This is a genomic window from Kitasatospora sp. NPDC048545 (assembly GCF_040651155.1).
Taxonomy (GTDB): domain Bacteria; phylum Actinomycetota; class Actinomycetes; order Streptomycetales; family Streptomycetaceae; genus Kitasatospora.
The window spans coordinates 159,260-179,345 of the sequence record NZ_JBEZIQ010000011.1; the positions used below are offsets into that span (position 1 = coordinate 159,260).

A 20,086-nucleotide genomic window follows, 5' to 3' on the forward strand; every position below is an offset into this window, starting at 1 on the left:
CCGGGGCCGGTCAGCAGGACGGCGAAGACCGGGTCCTCCACGGCCACTCCTCGGTCGGTTCGGCGTGACGTACCCCGACAGTCAAGCTCCTCGGCGAATCGTAGGCCGGGCGTTTTCCTGCGGCCCGGCTGCGGCCCGGCTGCGCCTCCGCGCGTGGCCCGTCCGCGCGCCGCGCACCGGGGACCGCCGAGATGAGCGTGAAGCCGACGGCGTCGGCCCTCAGACGCTACGGCTCAACGCTTCGCCGAGCCAGGCGTCCACCGCACCGGGGGTGGGGTCCGGGGAGACCTCGCCCGCCAACTCCCAGTAACGGCGCACCACGGGGTGTCCGCCGCGTGCCAGCGCACCGTTCAACTCCCGCCGGAAGGCGGGCGTGTCACGCCGCTCGTGCGAACGGGCGTGCGCCGTGACGAAGCAGTCGAGCGCCTCGCCCCCTGCGGGCGGGTGCCCTGCCACCAGGGCCGGAGCAGCCAGCGCGTACGCCTCGCGCAGGCCGTCGTAGAGCAACTCCGGTCTGGCGAGGGCCGGTCGGTGGGCGGCCAGGCACCCGTCGTCCGCCGCGCGGGTCAGCTCGTGCATCCGGGCGAAGGCCAGCACCTGCCCCGGTGAAGGCTGTTCCGGCAGCGGCGCCACCGCCGCGTCCACCACCGCGGCGGCGATCCGGGCCGGCAGGCGTGTCGGCAGCAACCGGCGCCAGTACCGCGCCGGCGCGTCCGTGGACGGCGGTGAGCCCACCGCGCCGAGCAACCGCAGGCGTTCGGCCCGCTCCCCGGGCGGGCCGTCGTGCAGCAGCCGCAGCGCCGCCTCGCGCCAGCGCATCGCCCGCAGCTCGGCGGACAGGTCCTCCAGCCGCCGCGCGACGACGTCCCGCAGCCGCTCCCCGGCGTCCTCCTCCAGGACTCCGGCGATCTCCGGCAGCGACACGTCCAGCCCGCGCAGCGAACGGATCGTCCGCAGCCGCTCCAACGCCTGCGGCGGGTAACGACGGTGGCCGCCGCCGCTGCGCTCCGCCTCCGGCAGCAGACCCCGGTCCGAGTAGAAACGCACCGCCCGCACGCTCACCCCGGCCCGCTCGGCCAGCTCACCGATGCTCAGCAGATCGTGCGGCAGCAAGACTTGAACCTCCGGCAGGGGGAGTTCCTACCGTACCCGCCATGCGAAGCGACAACGAGATCACCACCGCGTTCGTGCTGGCCTCCGGCCCCTTCACCGCCGCCGCGCTGTGGCAGCAGACCGGCGAACTGCTGCGGCGGGCCGGCGCCGAGGTCCACGCGGTGACGTTCACCGGCCTCGGAGCCGGCTCCGGCCCAGGCCGTGACACGGGCTGGGACACCCGTTGGGACACCGGCCGCGACATCGCCCCGGACACCCACATCGACCTGGACACCCACATCGCCGACGTCCTCCGACTGATCGACGCCGCCACCGCACCGCGCCTGGTGCTCGTCGGCCACGACTACGCCATCCACCCCGTCCTCGGCGCGGCGCAGCAACGGGCCCACCGGATCAGCCGGATCGTCCACCTGGACACCGCTCCGCCCCAGGACGGCGGCACACCGCTCGCCCTGGTCCCCGACCAGGCCACGCACGAGCTCCTCCGGTCCAGGCCGGACGCACCCGTACCCGCCCCCACCCCCGACCGGTGGGCGGACTGGGGCGACACCACCGGCCTCTCGGCCGCCGACCTGGACCGGCTCTCGGCACTGGCCGCGCCGCAGCCCGCCCGCACCCTGACCCGGCGGCTGCGCCTGACCCCGGCGCTCGCGGGCGTGCCGACCAGCGGCATCCTCTGCACGGCGGGCGGCACGACGATCGCGGGCCTGCAGTACCTGGTGTCCGCGGGCGTGCCGCAGCTCCAGGCCCTGGCCGACCCGCGGGTGGGCTTCCTCGAACTGGCGACGGGCCACTGGCCGATGCTCTCCTGCCCGGACGAGCTGGCCGCGGCCCTGCTGCGCGCGGCGGCGGGCGAGGGGCACCGGCTCACCCGGGCCGCGGCGGCCGAGACGCCCGGCGGGAAGCCGTCCTCCGACCTGCCGTCCCCCTCCGACCTGCCGTCCGGCGACCGGCCGGTCCGCGAACGGCCCTTCCACGAGCGGCCGTTCGTCCTGGACACGGTCGAGGCGCCGCGGATCCGCACCGGCCGGGTCGACCTGCACCTGCCGGACGCCGACGAGCCGCGGCCCGCGGTCCTCTTCGTCCACGGCGGCCCGCTGCCCCGGGGCATGCGTCCGGGGCCGCGCGACTGGCCGCTGTACACCGGCTACGCGCGCCTCACCGCGAGCCGGGGCGCGGTCGGCGCGGTGGTGGAACACGGGCTGCACGGCCCGGCCGACCACCCCGCCGCCGCGGCGCACGTCGCGGAGGCGATCGACCTGCTGCGTGCCGATCCGCGCGTCGACGCGGACCGCGTCGCCGTGTGGTTCTTCTCCGGCAGCGGTCCGCTGCTGGCCGAACTGCTGGGGGCGCCCGCGCCCTGGCTGCGGTGCGTCGCCGCGACGTACCCGGTCCTGGTCCCGCCGCCACCGTCGTCGCAGTCGCAGTCGCAGTCGGCGTCGTCGTCGCCCTGTGCCGGCGCCGAGCGGCGGTTCCGGCCCGCGGCCGCGCTGGCGGGGGCCGGGCGGCTGCCGGTCGTGCTGACCCGGGTGGGCCGGGAGGCCCCGGACGTCGCCGGGGCCGTCAACGGGTTCCTCGCGGCCGCGCGGACGCACGGCACGCCGGTGCGGCTGGTCGACGTGCCGCACGGGGTCCACGGCTTCGACTGCGACGAGCCGACCGGGGAGTCCCGGGCCGCCGTCGAGGAGGCGGTGCGGGCCGTGCTCGCGCACCTGCGGGACTGAGGCCGGCGTCCCCGGCGCGGTGGCCCGGGTGCCACCCTGCCGATCGGCAGGGCAGAACGCCCGGGGGAGCGGGACGTTTATGCCGATCGGCACATGTGCGCGAGGGGGTGCGGCGGCGAGGCTTGGGGCATCAGGACAGCGGCCACCGGGGCCGCCGGAGGGAGGGAAGCCCACCATGTTCCGCATGCGCACCCGCGTCCGTGTCAGCACCCGTGCCGCCAGGGGCGTCGCCGCCGCCGGCCTGGCCTTCGCGGCGCTCACGGGAGCCGCCGGCGCCCCGGCCTCCGCCACAGGTGTTCCGCCCGCCGACGCCCCGCCCGCCGACGCCCCGCCCGCCGGCGCGGCGTCCGGCCGCCAGGACGGCGTCCCGTCCGCGCGTCCGGCAGGCGTCAGCGGCACGGCCCGGATCTCCTACGCCCTCGCCCCGGACGACGAGATCTGGTTCACCGTCAACGCCCGGGCGGCGCCGTACACCCGCCGCTTCCCGGGCACCGGTGCGGCCGAGGGCCTGCCCACCGACGCGGGGGGCACCGTCCGCTTCTCCCACCAGGTGGCCGCCACCGGGAAGGTCTACAGCGCCGAGGCCCGGGTGGACTGCCTGTCCACGGGCGGCCCGGTCGCCACGCTGACCGCCGTCGTCACCACGTCGGACGTCGGCAACGTCGGCGAGCGAATAGGCCTGAGCGTCTACCAGGGCACCGGCCACGGCGACGGCCGCCTCGGGTTCTCCTGGGGCGTGGCCAACATGGACGTGGGCGCCGACGGCAAGCCCTACCAGCCGGTGGTCGGCACGTGCATGGCCCCGGCCCCGTTCGCCCCGGTCCTGCGGGGCGGCTTCACCGTCCACCACACCGAACTGGAGGCTCCCGAGGCGGCGGGCCGATAGCCGCCGCGCCCCCCGTGCGGCGGGGCGCTCAGCCGGCCCAGACGAGGAGCCCGTGCCGGTAGCGCGCGGTGGTGCGGACGAAGGCGGTGAGGTCCGTGTAGTGCGTGCCCAGGTAGGGCAGGGCCGTGTCGTCCGCCCAGAGCCCGGTCGGGTAGACGTCGGAGCGGGCGAGGTCGGCGGCGGTGACGTCGCCGAGCAGGGCTTCGAAGGGGAGTGGCGCGAGCGCGTCGGCGGCGAGCGTCACGTGCTCGGGCGTGAGCACGCGGGGCGGGCCGTAGCCCCAGTCGTCGGCGCCGGGCAGTTCCTCCTCACCGTGGAGGAGGTCGACCGGGAACGCGTGGCGTTCGAGGAGGAAGCGCAGTGCGTCCCAGGCCTTGCCGGTGTCGTGGCCGCGGCGTTCCGACGGACTCACCGGCCGTTCCGACTCCCGCTCGGCGACCTCGTCGGCGAACACCGACGCCCAGTCCGGTTCCCGGGCCGCACGGGCCAACTCGCTTGGACTCAGGCGGAGATACAGTCCGATGATGCTCACGGGGGCCGATCCTATGAAACGTCACCCCGGGGGCAGCGGCGGCCCCGGGCAGCACCGCCCCGGGCAGGAAGGGAGGTGCGCCCCGCCCCCGTCGCGCTCCGCAGTGCCACCGGCCACCGTCCCGGCCACGGTCCCGACCCCTACACCCTGACCACGAGGCGGCCGATCGCTCTGCCGAGGAGGCCGGCCGCGTCGACGTCGACCGCTGCCACCGCCCACCCCGCCCGGACCAGCCGCAGCGCGGGCGCCCGTCCGATCCCACTGGCGGCACCGGTGACGACGGCCACCCCGCCGGTGAAGACGACATCCGCACGCTCCTCGGACTGTTCGACCCGTTCGACCTGTTCGACGGCCGGGCGCACCCCGGGGTCCGTGCCCCGGCGCCGGAGGCCGCACCTTCCCGCCCCGCCGGGGCCCTCCCCAGACGGCACACCGCCGACGCCGACGCCGACGCCGACGCCCGGGCGCCCGGGCGCCCCGGCCCGGGCACGGCGGGGGCCGCCGTGCGACGGTGAAGGGAGGACCGCGGCTCCGGGCACGCGCGGCGCCACCGAGCGGGACCACCGCGTGACGGGTCCCGGCAGGCCACGGGTCCGCGCGGCCGCCGGAGGAAACATCATGCGTGCGAGCGACAGGACACCGGGAGACCCGGGGGACGAGTACGGACACGCGTCCGGGCCCGAGCACGCTGACGGGCCCGAGCACGCTGACGGGCGCGGGCCCGAGCCCCCGGCGCCCTCACCGGGCCCGGTCACGGCGCCGGGGACGCCCGGGAGGATGCGCGCCCGGCAGGCCCGACGGCGGGCCCGGCGGGCGGCCGAGTGGGGCAGGGCGAAGTACTTCGGATCCTGGGCCGAGAACCTGTGGGGGCGGCTGGACGCGGTGGACTTCCTCAGCCAGGCGATGGTGCTGGCCGCCACGCTGCTGCTGTGCGCCGTCCCGTTCCTGCTCGTGGTGTCCGCCCTGGCCGGGCGGTCGGCGGTGACCGGGCTGACGGCGCGGCTGGGTCTGAGCCCGCAGGCCTCCGCCGACGTCGGCCGCCTGTTCGCCTCCTCCTCGACCACTTCCTCGGCGGTCACCGGCCTGTCGTGGGTCTTCTTCGTCATGGGCGGCCTCGCCGCCGCCGCCTCGATCCAGCAGCTGTACCAGCGGGTGTTCCAGCTGCCCAAGCAGGCCTGGGACAGGCTGCGCGCGCTGGTCTGGCTCGCCGTGGTGGTGGGCTGGCTCGCCCTGGCCGCGCTGGTGGGCCACACGTTCCACGCGAGCCAGCCGGTGCTGTGGTGGATCATCAGCGTCGCCGCCTGCGTCGCCTTCTGGTGGTTCACGATGTGGTTCCTGTTGGGCGGGCGGGTCGCCTGGCGCCGGTTGTTGCCGTGCGCGGTCGCGACCGGCGGTTTCTGGACCGGCATGCTGGTCGTCTTCCACTTCACCTTCTCGGGCATGGTCATCGGCAACGAGCAGGAGTACGGCCCGATCGGGGTGGTGTTCACCCTCATGTCGTTCTTCATCGCGATCGGCGTGGTGATCATCCTGGGCGCGTCCATCGGCATGATGTGGCACGACCGGGGCATGTCCTTCAGGGCGGCGGTCCGCAGAACACGACGGGTGCGGCAGCCCCCGTCCTGACACCGGCACCGAGGACATGCCGTCCCCGCCGCCGCGCCGGTGTCGCCTTCCTGCGCCGGTGCTGTCCTCCCGCGCCGGTGCCGCCTTCGCCACGGCCCTCCCCCTCCCCTCCCGGCCGTGGTCCCGCACGGACGGGCCCCCACCGCTGCTCCCCACTGCTGCTCCCCACCGCCCACCCACCCCCAACACCAGCCCTGCGCGCGCATAGTCAGCTCTTGCATTAGAAAGCGTGCGCAAGGCCGCGGCGCACGGCGTCTCCATCAAGGCCGCCGCCCTGCAGTTCGCCCTCGCCCACCCGGCGTCCGCCGCCGTCATCCCCGGCGCCACCCGGCCCGGCCGGATCGCCGAGGACACCGCCGCGCTGAACGAGACCGTCCCGGCCGCGTTGCCCCCGGGACTGCGTGCTCGTGACCGCAGGCCCGTGACCGCAGGCCCGTGACCGCAGGCCCGTGATCGCGGCCGCACCCGAAGACCCCCGTTACCCGCCGCCCCCCGTACGGGCGGTGACCAGGCCGGACTCGTAGGCCGCGATGACCGCCTGGGCGCGGTCCCGGACGTCGAGCTTGCCGAAGATGCTGGTGATGTAGTTCTTCACCGTCGAGAGGCTGATGTCCAGGGCCCGGGCGACCTCGGTGTTGTCGAGGCCGGTGGCCATCAGGCGCCACACCTCCACCTCCCGGGGCGTCAGCCCGCCCGTGTCGGCGACCGGCGGTGGCGCGCCGACGGGGGCCCGGACGTACGTGGAGATCAGCCGGGTGAGCAGGCGCGGGGCGACCGCCGCCTCGCCGCCGTGGACGGTGCGGATCGCCGCCGCCAGGTCCTCCGGCGAGACGTCCTTGGGCAGGAACCCGTGGGCGCCGGCGCGCAGCGCGGCCACCACGTACTCGTCCATGTCGAAGGTGCTGAGGGCGAGGACCCGGCAGGAGGGCAGCGCGCCGGCCAGCTCCCGGGTCGCGCCGACCCCGTCCAGCACGGGCATCCGGATGTCCATCACCACGACGTCGGGGCGCAGCCGCAGGGCGGCGGCGACGGCCTGCTCCCCGTTCTCGGCCTCGCCCACCACCTCGAAGGACGGGTCGGGGGACAGGATCAGGGACAGGCCGCGCCGCACCAGCGGCTGGTCGTCCGCGATGAGGACCCTGATGCCCGGTGCCGCGTCGCCCGGTGCCGCCGCGCTCACCGGGCCGCCGCCGTCCCGTGCTGGACGGCAGCGTCGGCCGTCTCGTCCGGGGCCAGTGGCAGATCGGCCACCACGGCGAAACCGCCCGCCGGCCGCGGGCCCGCCCGTAGGGTGCCGCCGTGCAGGGCGACGCGCTCGCGCATGCCGATCAGGCCGTACCCGCCCCGGGCCCCGGACGGCGACGGGTTCCGGGCAGGCATGCCCGCGCCACCCCGCAGCCCGCCGCCCTCGCCGAGCCCGCCGTCGTCGCGCACCTCGACGGTGACCTGGTCCGGACCGTACGTCAGACGCACGTGGGCCCGGGCGGGCCCCGCGTACTTGCGGGCGTTGGTGAGGCCCTCCTGGACGATCCGGAACACCGTCAGGCCGACGGTCGGCGGCAGCGGGCGCGGGGTCCCGTGGACGCTGAGGTCGGTCGGCAGGCCCGCCACGCGGGACTCGTCCACCAGCCGGCCGAGGTCCTCCGTCCCGGGCTGGGGCGACGGCGGGGCGGCGTCCGGCTCGTCGCCGGCCCGCAGGACGTCCAGGAGCTGGCGCATCTCGCGCAGCGCCAGCCGCCCGGAGGACTCCAGGGTGACCAGGGCGTCCCGGACCACCTCCGGGTTGCCGAGATTGGCCCGGGCGCCGCCGGCCATCAGCTGCATGGTGGTGATGTGGTGCGCCACGATGTCGTGCAGCTCCCGCGCGATGCGGCGGCGTTCGTCGGCGACCGCGCGGTCGGCCAGCAGCCGGCGGTTGGCCGTGACCTCCCGCTGCCAGCGCGACAGCCCGATGCCGGCGCCGGCCACCAGCAGGGCGGAGAAGGCGGCGCTGACGGCCGCCTGCCAGGTGGGCATCCGCAGGTGGCTCTGGCCCAGCAGCGTCACCACCGCCGTCACGGCCGTGGCCGCCGCCGTCTCCGGGAGGGGGCGGGCCCTGGCGACCGAGTACAGGGCGACCACCAGCGCGGCGCCGAAGTGGGGGCTCGCCGGCGCGGACAGGTCGGCCGCCGTCCCGAGCACCAGGACACCGGCCAGCACCGCGACCGGGCGGCTGCGCCGGGCGAGCAGCGGCAGGGCCGACAGCACGACCAGGAGGAAGCCGGGCAGGCCCACGCCGCGGCCACCGCTCTCCTCGGCGAACACCAGGTAGCCGAGCAGGTCGAGCGTGCAGGCGCCGACGGCCACCAGCGCGTCGGTGTGGGTCCACGGCGCACCGTCGGCGTCCCGCGACGCGTCCGCCGCCGCGCGGGCTCCCGGGCCCGCGCCGCAGGGCCCCCGGTCCGACGGGTCCGTCCCGTCCGCCGGGTCCGCCCCGTCCGCCGGGCCCGTCCCGTCCGCCGGGCCCGTCCCGTGTGCCGAACCCGCCGCGGGGCGCTGACGCTCACCCATGTCCGTTCCCCTCCGTGCCCGGCCTTCGCCGTGTGCCGTGTGCCGTGTGTCGCGCGCCGTGTGTCGCCGCGTGCCCGCGCCGTGTTGCCTGCGCCGCGCGCCTGCCCTGCCCGGCCGGGCCCAGCCGGGCCGGCACGGTCCCGGACCGCCCGGCGCGCTGATCAGCCCTGATGACGCCATTCTGGCATCGGCCCACCCGGCCCCCGCATGCTCCCCACGGCCGATCGCGGCGGCCCGGACCAGGACCACGGTCCCGGGTCGGGGCCCGGCCGAGGAGCTGGGGCCCCGGTGCGGATCGTCCGCCGCAAGGACGTCCGGGGCCCACCCCGGGTGATGGTCTGGAACCCGGCCGGGAACCCCCGGAGCCGAGACCGACCTGCGGACGTTCGCGTCCACCGCCGGAGGGACATCGTGATCCGCGCACTGACCGGATACTCCACCAGGAACCCGTGGAGGGTGATCGCCCTCTGGGTGGTGCTGGGAGTCGCCCTGGCCGGGCTGAGCCCGATGCTGCTCTCCCGGGTCACCCAGGCCCGGACCGGGGACTTCCTGCCCCGCGGCTACGACTCGGCCGCCGCGCTGCGGATCGCCGAGGAGGAGTTCGGGGTGAGGCCCGACGCCACCACGGTCACGGTGCTGGTCGCCAGGGCCGACGGCAAGGCCCTCACCGCCGCCGACGAGCAGCGGGTCGGGGCCGAGGCGGCGAAGCTCGCCCAGCGCCGGGTCGCCATGCCCAGGAAGGACGACAAGCCCGCCTTCCTCGTCCCCGACCGCTCCCAGACCCCCAGGGTCGCCCCGGCGATGACGGCACCCGACCGGAGCTTCGAACTGCTCGCCGTCGAACTGACCGGGAACGCCGCCGACGAGGGCGTCCAGGACGTCTTCCGGGCCTTCCGGGACGCCGCCCGGGCGCAGTTCGCCGACGCCGGGATGCGCACCGGCTTCACCGGCGGACTGGCCGACGCCGCCGACACCACCGACTCCCACCGGACCGCCGCGACGGTCGGCAGCGCGCTCGTCGCGGGGCTGATCGTCCTGCTCAACGTGCTGGTCTTCCGCAGCGTCCTGGCGGCCCTGCTGCCGCTGGTCGCGGTCGCCATGATCGGCGGCGTGGCAGGCGGGGCCGTGGCCGGCGCCGCGGCGCTGACCGGCCTCAAGCTCGACGCCGGCACCCCGGGACTGGTCTCCGTGGTCCTGCTCGGCATCGGGATCGACTACCTGCTGTTCCTGCTCTTCCGCTTCCGCGAGCATCTGCGGGCCCGGCCCGGGCAGCCCGCCCGCGAGGCGGCCGCCCAGGTGTGTGCCCGGGTGGGCACCGCGATCACCTCCGCCGCGCTGACCATCGTGGCAGCCTTCGCCACCCTCGGCGTGGCGAGCTTCGGCCAGTTCCGCTCGCTCGGCCCGGCCATCGCCGTCGCGGTCCTGGTCATGCTGCTAGGCAGCCTCACCCTGATGCCCGCCCTGCTCGCCGCCTGCGGACGCAAGATGTTCTGGCCCTCCCGCAGCCTGCGCCGCGAGCCGCGCGAGGGCTCCGCCGCCCGCCTCGGCGCGCTCGTCGCCCGGCGGCCCCTGCCGCTGCTGCTCGCCGCCGTCGCCCTGCTCGGCGCGCTGGCCGCCGGGATGGCCGGGATCCGGATGGACTACGGCCAGGGCGGCGCCGGCGGGAAGACCCCGGCCGCCGCCACCGCCGCCGAGATCTCCCGCGCCCTGCCGGCTGGCGTCTCGGACCCGACGAGCGTCTACGTCGTCACCACGGACGGCACCCCCCTGGACGCCGGCCGGCTCGACGGCCTCTCCCGCGCCCTCACCGCGGTCGACGGCGTCGGCAAGGTCGGCGGCACCGCCCTCAGCGGGGACCGGCGCGCCGCCCGGATCGACCTCTACCTGACCGCCGACCCGCAGAGCTCGCGCGCCCGCGACCTGGCCTCCGGCCCGGTCCGTGCCACCGTCGCCGCCCACACACCCGCCGGGACCACCGCCCACGTCGGCGGCACGGCCGCGATCTTCGCCGACGTCTCCACCGCCGTCGACCACGATCTTGCGGTCGTCTTCCCGGTCGCGGCCGCCCTGATCGCCCTGATCCTGCTGCTGCTCCTGCGCAGCCTGCTCGCCCCGGTGGTCCTGATGCTCTCCGTCGGGCTCGGTTTCGCCGCCACCCTCGGCGCCGCCACCCTGCTGTTCCAGCACGGGCTGGGCGAACCGGGCGTCAGCTTCACCCTCCCGCTGGTGCTGTTCCTGTTCGTCGTGGCCCTGGGCACCGACTACAACATCCTGATCACCGACCGGATCCGTGAGGAGATGCGCCGACCCGGCCCGGCCCGCGACGCCGTCGCCCGCGCCGTGCGGCACACCACCCCCGCCATCGCCACGGCCGGACTGGTCCTGGCCGGCTCCTTCGCCACCCTCGCCACCACCCCGGGCAGCGAACAGGTCGCCTTCGCGATGACGCTCGGCATCCTGCTCTCCGCCCTCGTCCTGTCCCTGGTCCTGGTGCCCGCCGTCGCCGCCCTGCTCGGACGCGCCCTGTGGTGGCCCCTGCGCCCGGGCCGTCACCGGGACCCGGCCGAGCAGGCCCCGGAACCGGCCCGCGTCCCGGTGCCCTGACCGGCACGGACCCGACGCGAGGGGTGGGGCGCGGCCCCGCTCCCTCGCCGTCGGGCCCGCCCCCTTCGTCCCTCGCCCTGCGCCCGTCCGTCCCCTCGCGCCCGTCAGACCAGCCAGCGGCCGTCGCGCATCAGCTCGCGGCCGGCCAGTTCGTCCTCCTCCCGCCACGCCTGGACACGGCGCGGGGTGACCCGGAACCAGCGGTAGTCGGCGGCGAGTCCACGCGGGTCGAAACCGGTGCGCGCCGCGAACCGGTCGCCCCGCGACCGCGGCAGCGCGTCCATCGCCAGCACCTCCACCCCGCCCTCGACCACCGTGACGTCGCGGGTGTGACCCAGGGCCAGCCGGGTGCCGCGCCCCGCGGCCAGATTGCGGCCGGTCGGACCGTCCGCCGCCGTGGCCGGCAGCAGCGTCCCGCCGTCCCAGTCGAAGGACAGCGGCACCAGGTACGGGTCGCCGTCCGGCGAGGCGCCGGCGAGCCACAGGTCGACGTCCTCGGCGAGCCGGCGCTCGGTGTCCCGCCGGCGCTCGGCACGGGGCCGGGGACCGGAGCCCGCCGGTTCCTGCAGGAGGCCGAGCAGACAGTCCGCCGCCCTCATCACCCCCGCCACCCCTGCGGCCGCGCTGCGCGAGGCCGCAGGGGTGGCCGGGTGCCGCAGACGCGGCGAGGACATGTTCCGCCTGCACCTCGCCGCCGCCGAGGCCGCCCGGCGGGCCGGCGACACCGCCGGCGCGAGCCGCGACCTGGCGGCCGCCGCCACCGTCGCGTACCGCTTCTCCAGCACCTTCGCGCGGATCCCCGGGGCGCCGCAGGTCCACGCCCTGCTCGCGCAGGCCCGGGAGTCGGCCGGCCCGGCGGACCCGGCCGCACTCGCGGCCGTCGCCCTCGCCGAGGCCGCGGTCCTCGCCGACGCCTTCGGCGCCGTCCAGGGCGACGCGGACAACACCGCGCACGAGACCGTCGGATACGCCGAACGCGCCGTCGAACTCGCCCGGCTGACCGGGGACCCGGTGGCCCAGTCCGCCGCCCTCGACGCGCTCTCCGGCGCCCGCAGCTGGGCCGGCGAACCCTTCGGCGCCGCGGCGGCCGCCGGTCGCCGGATCGACGTCCTGGCCGCCGCGCCGCGCACCCCGGCCGGCACGAACGAACTGGTGGACGCCCTCGCGATGGCCGCCGGAAACGCCCTCGGCGTCGGTCAGTTGGCGAAGGCCCGCCGATGGAGCGGGCAACTCGCCGAACACCCGCTGCTCGCCGAAGCGGGCCACCACGCCACGTCCTGGCTCCTGGTCACCGAGGCGTTCGCCGGCCGCGCCGACGCCGTGCTCTCGGGCGGCACGAGGTTCCTCGACGCGTGGGAACACGGTGGCCGGCCGCGGTCGTTCGTCCTCGGCCCGGCCGCCGCGTCGGTCGCGATGGTCCACGGACTGCGCGGCGACCACGCCGCCCAGGCGGCCTGGCTCGCGGTCGCGGACCGGGCCGGCCCCGTCCTGGACCACCGCCACGGCCACGGCGCGGTCTTCGACGCCGTCGTCCTGCTCCACCACGGGGACGCGCCGGCGGCTCTGGAACGGCTCGCGCCGGAACCGGACGAGGTGTGGAAGTGGGTCTGCTGGGTCTGGCTGCACTGGTACGTGGCCCTGCGGGCCGAGGCGTCGGTGCTCGCCGGCCACCCGGACGCCCGCGCCCGGGTCGCCCGGGCCCGCACCGTGACCGTCGGCAATCCCGTCGCCACCGCCCAACTCGACCGGGCACAGGCCCTGCTGGACGGCGACCCGGCGCCGCTGCCCGCCGTCGCGGCCGCCTTCGAGGCGGCCGGCTGCCACTACCAGGCGGCGCGCACCCTCCTGCTCGCCGACGACGGCCACCACGCCGCGGGCCGGGCGGCGCTCGCCGGCCTCGGCCTCGCCCCGGCGGCCGTCGGATAGCCCGGCCGCCCGGACCCGCCGACCCGCCGGAGCCGTCGCACCTGCCGAACCCGCCGACCCGGCCGCGCCGTTCGGCCGGTCCGGCGGATCAGGCGACCGCGCGCCCGACCAGCGCGGCGATGTGCTCCTCGACCTCCGCCGTGACCTCCGTCAGCGCGAAGTAGGCGGGCCACATCGGCCCGTCGTCCAGCTGCGCCTGGTCGCTGAAACCGAGCATGGCGTACCGGGACTTGAACTTCTCGGCGCTCTGGAAGAAGCAGACCACCTTGCCGTCCAGCGCGTAGGCGGGCATGCCGTACCAGAGCTTGGGGGCCAGTGCGGGGGCGGTGGCGGCGACGACGGCGTGCACCCGCTCGGCCATCACCCGGTCGCTCTCCCGCATCTCGGCGATCTTCGCGAGGACGTCGCGCTCGGCCTCGGCGGCCTTCTCGGCCTTGGAGACGTTGCGCGCGGCCTTCTTCAGCTCCTGCGCGTGGTCCTTCATCGCGGCCCGCTCCTCGGCGGAGAAACCGGCGTGCTTGTCGATCCCGGTGCTGGTCATGGCCCACCCCTGTCGTCCTGAGTCCCGATCGGCCGGCCCGTGCGGCCGGACCCGACCGCCGTGATCACATCCTTCCCCGCCGGCCCCACCCACCACATCCGTGCTGACCACGGAGAGCACCACGGACCGGCGGCGGATAGCCTCGCCCGATGACAACCCCGTTGAACGACGCCGTCCGCGCCCTGCTCGACGCGCCGATCCCCGCCGTCCTCGCCACCCTCAACCCGGACGGAAGCCCGCAGATGTCGGTCGTCTGGGTCGGCCGCGACGGCGACGACGTCCTCGTCTCCACCGCCGCCGGGCGCCGCAAGGAACGCAACCTGCGCCGCGACCCCCGGGCCGGCCTCACCGTCTACGACCCCACCGACCCGCTGCGCTACGTCGAGATACGCGGCCGCGCCACCGTCACCGAGGACCCCGGGCGGTCCGTCGCCGTCGCCCTCGCCGAACAGTACGAGGGCCCCGGCGCCGGCCAGGAGTACCTCGACCTCCCGGAGGAGGTCGTACGGGTCGTCGTCCGCATCACCCCCACCAAGGTGATCGGCACCGCCACCGCCTGACCGTCCGTCCGCCCGTCGACCGCCAGAAGCCGGGAGCCGGGCCGGGAGTGCCGGCGGCGTGTGGCAGGTCCGCCTCCTACCCGGCGGGCGACCTGGACGTGGAGATCGACCCGTACGAGGCCACCATCGGCCAACTGCGCGCCGCCCGGTACGGCCCGCCGAGAGCGCCCACCAGTACCCACCATCCGCCGTGCCCCGTCCGGCCCGTCCGCCCGGTCCGTCCGTCCCGCGCAGCGCGCCGACACGGCGTCAGGCGGCGAGGGCGGCCCGGGTGGCGCGGTAGCGGCCGGGTGTGGTGCCGAACTGGCGGACGAAGGCGTGCGAGAGCGCGTAGGGGCTGGCGTAGCCGACCTTGCGGGCGACGGCTTCCAGCGGATCGGCGGTGGTGCGCAGCAGGCGCGCGGCCCGGGTCATCCGCCACCAGGTGAGGTAGGCCATCGGGGGCCGGCCGGTGAGCGCGGTGAAGCGGCGGGTGAGGGTGGCGCGCGAGACGCCGGCGCGGGCGGCCAGGGTGTCGGTCGTCCACGGGTGGGCCGGGTCCTCGTGGACGGCGGCGAGCGCGGCCGCCACGACCGGGTCCGTCAGTGCCGCACCCCAGCCGTCGGCGCCGCAGCGGGTGGTCCAGGCCCGGACCAGGTAGACCAGCAGCAGGTCGATCAGGCCGGGTACGGCGAGTTCGCCGCCGGGGCGCGCGGCGGTCAGTTCGGTGCTCAGCAGGTCGACGGCGGCGCGCAGTTCGGGGTGCTCGGCGGTGCGGGTGGGCAGATGGACGACCTCGGGCAGCTCACGCATCAGCGGGTGTCCGAGCCCGTGGTCGAGCCGGTACTTGCCGCACAGCAGGTCGGCCGCCCCCGGAGCGTCCACGCCGGACACATCCGGGCCCGGAGCACCCGGAGCCCCCGGAGCACCCGGAGCCCCCGGAACGTCCGGGGAACCCGGGAGCCGGCGGGGCCCGAGCAGCGCGTCCAGCTCCGGCAGGCGGCCCGCCCGGGCTGCCGTCAACTCCTCACCGGACAGGGCGTGTCCGGTGCCGTGCGGCAGCAGCACCGCGTCGCCGGGCCCCAGACGCAGCGGCTCGCCGCCGTCGGCCAGCAGCCAGCAGTGGCCGGCCAGCACCACGTGGAAGCCCGCGCCCGGGTAGGAGGGGATCCGGGCGCCCCAACGCCCCGCCACCTGCAGCCGGTTGGAGACGGGCCGACCCGTCCGTACGGCGGCGATCGCGTCGCTGACCACGTCCATCCGGCCATCGTAGTCCTCCCCGGAGCGCCCCGACCGGGCAGCAGCGATGAGCCGTTCGCGTATCGGAGCGAGCCGCTGGCGCATTGAGCGGCTCACCCGGGCTTCCTAGGCTCGACGGGCAGACAGCGAACCGACGGACGAGCGGGCAGGAGGGACGAACCGTGGAACGGATCGTGCTGGGGGACGTGGAGATCATCCGGGTGCTGGAGTTCCAGGGGCCGTTCGCCCCGGCGGAGGTGATCGTGCCCGGACTGGGCGAGCCCGACTGGAACGACGCCGACGCCGCCCTGGCACCCGAGCACTACGACCCGGCGTCCGGCGCCTACATCGGCGCCCTGCAGACCTGGGTGGTGCGCAGCGGGGGCCGCACGGTGCTGGTGGACACCGGGGTGGGCAACGGGCGCGAGCGGCCGGCGACACCGATGTTCCACCGGCGCGAGGGGAGCTTCCCGGACCTGCTGCTGGCGGCGGCCGGGGTGCGGCCGGAGGAGGTGGACGTGGTGGTGAACACCCACCTGCACGCCGACCACGTCGGGTGGAACACGACGGAGGAGGACGGGACGTGGGTCCCGACCTTCCCGAACGCCGAGTACTACCTGCCGGCCGCGGACCGGGCGTTCTTCGACCCGGCCGCCGGGCACCCGGCCCGCAGCGGCGGCGTGGTGGACCCGACGCTGTGGACGGAGTGGGACCTGGTGTTCGGGGACAGCGTGGCCCCGGTCCTGGCGGCCGGGCAGGCGGTGGAGTGGTCGGGCTCGCTGCGCCTCGACGCGGCGCTGGTGCTGGAGGAGGCGCCGGGGCACACGCCCGGCTCGTCCGTGCTGCGGCTGGAGTCCGGCGGTGAACGGGCCGTGTTCGTCGGGGACTTGATGCACTCGCCGGTGCAGCTGGCGCATCCGGCCTGCAGCAGCTGCTTCTGCCTGGATCCGGCGAGGGCGGCGGCGAGCCGGCTGCGGGTGCTGGAACGGGCGGCGCGGGAGGGTGAGCTGGTGATCCCGGCGCATTTCGCGGGGGCGGGAGCGGCGCGGATCAGTCGCGCGGGGGAGGGGTTCTCGGCCGCCTGGGCGCGCTGACGGCCGTCCGGCCGGCATGCGGTGGCTCGGGCGGTGCCCCCGTCCCCGGCCAGGGAACGGGGGCACCGCCGGACGGCCCGGACCCGGCGCCCCGGCGCCCCGGCGCCCCGGCGCCCCGGCGCCCCGGCGCCCCGACGCCCCGGCGCCCCGACGCCCCGGCGTCCGGGCGGGCGGGCGGCCGTCAGCCGAAGGCGGCCCAGGCCTGGCTGTTGGCGCTGTTTGCCGGGTTGACGGTCACGGCCGCACCGGCGCTGACGGAGGCGCTGTCCAGGACGTACCCGGTGGCCGGGTTGGTGATCGTGTAGGTGCCCCTGCCGTTCTGGGCGACCTGCCACTTCTGGTGCGTGTCGGTGGAGTTGTAGGCCTTGAGGGTGACCTGGGCCCCGGCGGTGGCGGGCGCGGTCAGGGTGAGCGGGGTCGGGCAGCTGTCGTAGATCCTGACCGTGCCGTCGGCGTTCGTGTCGAACTTCCACCGCTCGGAGGCGTGGGTGGAGTCGTAGGTGTCGAGGTCGGCGACGACGTTGGTGGTGGCGGCGCACTGGCCGGCGTGTTCGAGGGCCAGTCCGCCGCCGTCGGTGAGGGCGTGGTACTGGTTGTCGCCGACGATCGTGGGCCCGTAGTCGATGGCGTGGGAGGCCAGGTAGGCGAGCGCGGCTCCGTTGGTGGCGAGGTTGCCGTCGGGCCGGCCGCTCTTGAAGTAGTCGGCGAAGGTGGCCGGGGCGTGCGTGGTCAGCAGCGCGATGGTGCCGTTCCAGCCCCCGTCGAGGTTGTTCCACAGGTCGAGCAGCGAGCCGTCCACGTTGCCCTGGACCTGGTCGCCGGTGTTCCAGCCGGTGGTGTACGCGAAGCCGGCGCTGTTGCCGTCCGGGAAGACGTACCGGTAGTCCTTCAGGAGGTAGGCGGCGACGGAGTCGGCGAAGCCCTCGGTCCAGGCGCAGCTGCCGGAGCTGACCAGGTTGACGTAGTGCGGGCTGCAGTTGGTGACGGTCGGGAACGTGCCGTCGTACAGCCGGTGCATGAGGAAGTGGCCGGCCTCATGGAGCACGGTGTGCTCGGAATCGGGGTCCGCGGAGGAGAGGTGGACGGCGTTGGCCAGGTCGTAGTACGGGCCGTCGGAGGAGCCGTCGGTCCACCGGACGTTCAGCTCGGTGCAGGCGTTGCTGTTCGCCTCGTGGGAGGACCAGCAGTCGCTGGTGGTGTTGTTGCGGTTCCACCACAGGAGGTTGACGGTGTCGAAGGCGTGCCAGGCCCGGGCGGCGGTGGCCGGCTTGACGGTGCCGAGCGAGGTGCTGGCGGAGACCGGCCGGGCGGGCGTGTCCAGGGTGTAGGGAGTGCCGGTGGTGTCGCTGACCTTCCACAGCTTGGTGCTCTCGGTGCGGAAGCGCACCCACATGCTGTTCATGGAGGTGGTGGTGACGGGGGTGTAGCAGAGGTTGAAGCCGCCGTCGGCGACGGCGGTGTACTGGTAGTCGGCGGTGAGCTGGCGGGGGGTGTCGGTGGACTTCTCGTTGCCCCACAGCGTGACGTTGGCGTTGCGCACCGGTTTGGTCCTCGTGGGCTTCGCGGTGCCGTCCTCGGCCGACTGGTAGTCGTACTGGAGGTTGCCGCTCAGGCACAGGGGGGAGGCCGCGGCGGCGGGGGAGGCGGTCAGCGGGACGGCGGCGGTGGCGGTGAGGAGGGCGGTGCCCAGGGCGGCGAAGCCGCGCGGCAGTCGGAGTCCGATGGCCAAGGACGGGTTCCTCTCGGGAGGACGGACACCCGGGGGGTCCGCCGGCGGTTCCCTGATCGGTCGGGCCTGCGGTGCCGCCCGGCGTGGACGGCACCGTCGGCCGGCGGCAGCGTCGTTCGCCGCCGGTAGGGCCCGCACCAGGATCACCGTCGGGCACGGTCGCGGTAAGAGCGCTCGGAAGCGCGGGGCGCTGGCCGGTGGTCCGGCGAATCACTTCGGGTGCGAAGCCGCCGGCGCACGCCGTCCGGGTTTCCCTCGCACCGCCCGGCCCGCCCCCTCTTCCTCACCCGGCCCGCGCCCTCCGGGCCCTCCCCTCCCCGCCTGCCCCGCCCTCTCCCGTCCCCCTTCCGCACCTTTCCTTGCTCGCCCGCGCAAGTTCTTGCTCAGTTGAGCAAACTGCTCTACAGTCTTGCTCAGGCAAGCAAGAATCTGCTTGCGAGGGCAGGGAGGTGTGGGGATGGGGCGGACGTTCACCGAGTCGGGGCGCCGGGCGCAGATCGTGCAGGCCGCCATCGAGGTGGTCGCCGAACTGGGCTACGCGAAGGCGTCGTTCAGCCGGATCGCGAAGCAGGCCGGGCTGAGCAGCACCGGGATGATCTCGTACCACTTCGCCGGCAAGGACGACCTGATGCACGAGGTCGTCGCCGAGGTGACCCGGGTGACCGGCGAGTTCATGGCGCCCAGGATCGGCGCGGCCGAGGGGGCGCGGGCCCGGCTGCGGGCGTTTATCGAGTCCAACATCGAACTGCTCGCGTTCCGGCCCGGCCACCTGAAGGCGCTGATCGAGGTGCTGCCCAACCTCGGCGGGGACGATCCGGCCGCGGTGGGCTACACGGCCTCCATGCAACTGCTGATGGAGCAGCAGGAGCAGGCGGTCAAGGCGGCCCAGGAGGCGGGCGAGTTCCGGGAGTTCGATGCCCGGCTGATGCTCGTCGCGCTGCGCGGGTCGATCGACGCGGTGGTGCTGCGCTGGGTGGGCGACCAGGACTTCGACGTCGCCGAGGCGGGCCGCGAGCTGGCGGACATCTTCGACCGGGCCACCCGCGCCGAGTCGTAGCGGGACCGCCCGGAACCGGCGGGCGCGGCAGGTCGCACACGGGACAGGACAGGGGAGTGGGAGTCATGGCAGGGGTGAGCGTGATGGGGGAGACCGTGAACGAGCAGGTCCAGCAGGAGGCCGGCGCGGGGACCGGCGCGGAAGCCGGCGGGCAGGGCGCCGTGCCGGGCGCGGACCGCAAGGCGGGCGCCGCCAAGCGGGCGCTGGTCAAGTCGCTGGTCTTCGAACTGGCGCTGCCGCTCGGCGGGTTCTACCTGCTGCACGGCCTCGGGCTCAGCCAGTGGGCCGCGCTCCTGATCAGCGGTCTGCTGCTGGTGCCGTGGCTGGTGCTCGGGATGGTGCGCAGCCGCCGGGTCGAGGTGATGCCGGTCTTCACCCTGCTGATGGTCGCGCTCGGCGCGTTGATGTCGATGGTCAGCGGCAGCCCCCGGGTGCTGCTGGTGCGCGACAGCTGGGTGTTCGGTGTGCTCGGGCTCTGGGTGCTGGGCACCCTGGCGACGCGGCGTCCGTTCATGCTGACCGCGGCGCGTTCGATCGTCGCCGCCAAGCTCGGTGAGGCGGGCGCCGAGGAGTGGGTGGGGCGCTGGGACCACGACGCGGTCTTCCGCCGTCACCTGCGCCTGCTCACCGCCGTCTGGGGCCTGGGGTTCGCGGTGGACGCCGGGATCCGGGTGACGCTGGCCTGCACCCTGCCGGTGGACGCGGTGCCGCTGGTGAACTCGCTGCAGTGGCTGGTGGTGCTGGGCGGGCTGTTCGGCTTCCACTTCTGGTACGTCAACCGTCATGGCCTGAAGGTCTGACGGCCTGAACGCCTGAACGTCCGGAGGGCCCGACGGCCTGACGGTCCGAAGGTCTGACGCCGGGCCGCGGGGGTGGCCGGCGCCTGACCGGGACGCGGACGGGGCGGTGCGCGGATTTCGCGCACC

18 protein-coding genes and 1 pseudogene are annotated in these 20,086 nt (G+C 75.7%); 10 read left to right on the forward strand and 9 right to left on the reverse strand.

All coding sequences use genetic code 11. The features are described 5' to 3' along the window. Positions 1-219: 219 nt before the first annotated feature. Complete coding sequence (locus AB0D10_RS13690; protein ID WP_360255182.1) at positions 220-1,113, reverse strand: MerR family transcriptional regulator; 894 nt, start codon at positions 1,111-1,113, stop codon at positions 220-222. Positions 1,114-1,154: 41 nt separating this feature from the next. Between AB0D10_RS13690 and AB0D10_RS13695 the strand changes: the two genes are divergently transcribed. Further along, the gene (locus AB0D10_RS13695) at positions 1,155-2,837 is read left to right on the forward strand and encodes an alpha/beta fold hydrolase (protein ID WP_360255184.1); all 1,683 of its coding nucleotides are present in this window, start codon (positions 1,155-1,157) and stop codon (positions 2,835-2,837) included. Positions 2,838-3,021: 184 nt separating this feature from the next. Beyond that, on the forward strand, positions 3,022-3,723 hold the full coding sequence (locus tag AB0D10_RS13700; RefSeq protein WP_360255186.1) for a hypothetical protein: 702 nt from the start codon (positions 3,022-3,024) through the stop codon (positions 3,721-3,723). 28 nt (positions 3,724-3,751) lie between these two features. Here AB0D10_RS13700 and AB0D10_RS13705 read toward each other — a convergent pair whose 3' ends face one another. Together AB0D10_RS13705 and AB0D10_RS13710 are read right to left on the reverse strand one after the other, a co-directional pair. After that, positions 3,752-4,255 carry a YfbM family protein gene (locus tag AB0D10_RS13705; protein WP_360255189.1) on the reverse strand — a complete coding sequence of 168 codons (504 nt, stop codon included), beginning with the start codon at positions 4,253-4,255 and terminating at the stop codon, positions 3,752-3,754. Positions 4,256-4,395: 140 nt separating this feature from the next. After that, positions 4,396-4,617: an SDR family NAD(P)-dependent oxidoreductase gene (locus tag AB0D10_RS13710; RefSeq protein ID WP_360255191.1), complete on the reverse strand. Its 222-nt coding sequence runs from the start codon at positions 4,615-4,617 to the stop codon at positions 4,396-4,398. Between the two features lie 415 nt (positions 4,618-5,032). Here AB0D10_RS13710 and AB0D10_RS13715 point away from each other — a divergent pair, with 415 nt between their 5' ends. Both AB0D10_RS13715 and AB0D10_RS13720 read left to right on the forward strand, forming a co-directional pair. Then, entirely contained in the window at positions 5,033-5,881 is an 849-nt protein-coding gene (locus AB0D10_RS13715; RefSeq protein ID WP_360255193.1) for a ribonuclease BN, read from the forward strand. A gap of 247 nt (positions 5,882-6,128) precedes the next feature. Next, positions 6,129-6,320 (forward strand): annotated as a pseudogene (locus AB0D10_RS13720) (aldo/keto reductase); the annotation flags it as partial. Between the two features lie 39 nt (positions 6,321-6,359). Here AB0D10_RS13720 and AB0D10_RS13725 read toward each other — a convergent pair. Next, a complete protein-coding gene (locus AB0D10_RS13725; protein ID WP_360255195.1) occupies positions 6,360-7,061 on the reverse strand; it encodes a response regulator transcription factor in 702 nt (233 codons plus the stop codon). Next, a complete protein-coding gene (locus tag AB0D10_RS13730) occupies positions 7,058-8,431 on the reverse strand; it encodes a histidine kinase (RefSeq protein ID WP_360255197.1) in 1,374 nt (457 codons plus the stop codon). The genes AB0D10_RS13725 and AB0D10_RS13730 overlap by 4 nt, the downstream gene beginning before the upstream one ends. 411 nt (positions 8,432-8,842) lie before the next feature. On the opposite strand from AB0D10_RS13730, the gene AB0D10_RS13735 reads away from it, so the two are divergent. Next, positions 8,843-11,035, forward strand: a complete 2,193-nt coding sequence (locus tag AB0D10_RS13735; protein WP_360255199.1) for an MMPL family transporter — start codon at positions 8,843-8,845, stop codon at positions 11,033-11,035. 104 nt (positions 11,036-11,139) lie between these two features. On the opposite strand, the gene AB0D10_RS13740 is transcribed toward AB0D10_RS13735, so the two are convergent. Further along, the gene (locus AB0D10_RS13740; protein ID WP_360255272.1) at positions 11,140-11,634 is read right to left on the reverse strand and encodes a pyridoxamine 5'-phosphate oxidase family protein; all 495 of its coding nucleotides are present in this window, start codon (positions 11,632-11,634) and stop codon (positions 11,140-11,142) included. A gap of 73 nt (positions 11,635-11,707) precedes the next feature. On the opposite strand from AB0D10_RS13740, the gene AB0D10_RS13745 reads away from it, so the two are divergent. Further along, complete coding sequence (locus tag AB0D10_RS13745) at positions 11,708-12,961, forward strand: hypothetical protein (protein ID WP_360255201.1); 1,254 nt, start codon at positions 11,708-11,710, stop codon at positions 12,959-12,961. A gap of 88 nt (positions 12,962-13,049) precedes the next feature. On the opposite strand, the gene AB0D10_RS13750 is transcribed toward AB0D10_RS13745, so the two are convergent. After that, positions 13,050-13,502 carry a DUF1801 domain-containing protein gene (locus AB0D10_RS13750; RefSeq protein ID WP_360255204.1) on the reverse strand — a complete coding sequence of 151 codons (453 nt, stop codon included), beginning with the start codon at positions 13,500-13,502 and terminating at the stop codon, positions 13,050-13,052. 149 nt (positions 13,503-13,651) lie between these two features. Here AB0D10_RS13750 and AB0D10_RS13755 point away from each other — a divergent pair, with 149 nt between their 5' ends. Continuing rightward, positions 13,652-14,062: a PPOX class F420-dependent oxidoreductase gene (locus AB0D10_RS13755; RefSeq protein WP_360255206.1), complete on the forward strand. Its 411-nt coding sequence runs from the start codon at positions 13,652-13,654 to the stop codon at positions 14,060-14,062. A 249-nt stretch (positions 14,063-14,311) separates the two neighbouring features. On the opposite strand, the gene AB0D10_RS13760 is transcribed toward AB0D10_RS13755, so the two are convergent. Further along, positions 14,312-15,301, reverse strand: coding sequence for an AraC family transcriptional regulator (locus tag AB0D10_RS13760; protein WP_360255208.1), 990 nt, complete (start codon positions 15,299-15,301; stop codon positions 14,312-14,314). A gap of 161 nt (positions 15,302-15,462) precedes the next feature. Here AB0D10_RS13760 and AB0D10_RS13765 point away from each other — a divergent pair, with 161 nt between their 5' ends. Beyond that, a complete protein-coding gene (locus AB0D10_RS13765; RefSeq protein WP_360255210.1) occupies positions 15,463-16,374 on the forward strand; it encodes an MBL fold metallo-hydrolase in 912 nt (303 codons plus the stop codon). 181 nt (positions 16,375-16,555) lie between these two features. On the opposite strand, the gene AB0D10_RS13770 is transcribed toward AB0D10_RS13765, so the two are convergent. Then, a complete protein-coding gene (locus AB0D10_RS13770; RefSeq protein WP_360255212.1) occupies positions 16,556-18,103 on the reverse strand; it encodes an RICIN domain-containing protein in 1,548 nt (515 codons plus the stop codon). 457 nt (positions 18,104-18,560) lie between these two features. Between AB0D10_RS13770 and AB0D10_RS13775 the strand changes: the two genes are divergently transcribed. Continuing rightward, positions 18,561-19,160 carry a TetR family transcriptional regulator gene (locus tag AB0D10_RS13775; protein WP_360255215.1) on the forward strand — a complete coding sequence of 200 codons (600 nt, stop codon included), beginning with the start codon at positions 18,561-18,563 and terminating at the stop codon, positions 19,158-19,160. 65 nt (positions 19,161-19,225) lie between these two features. Continuing rightward, on the forward strand, positions 19,226-19,960 hold the full coding sequence (locus tag AB0D10_RS13780) for a VC0807 family protein (protein WP_360255217.1): 735 nt from the start codon (positions 19,226-19,228) through the stop codon (positions 19,958-19,960). Positions 19,961-20,086: the final 126 nt, after the last annotated feature.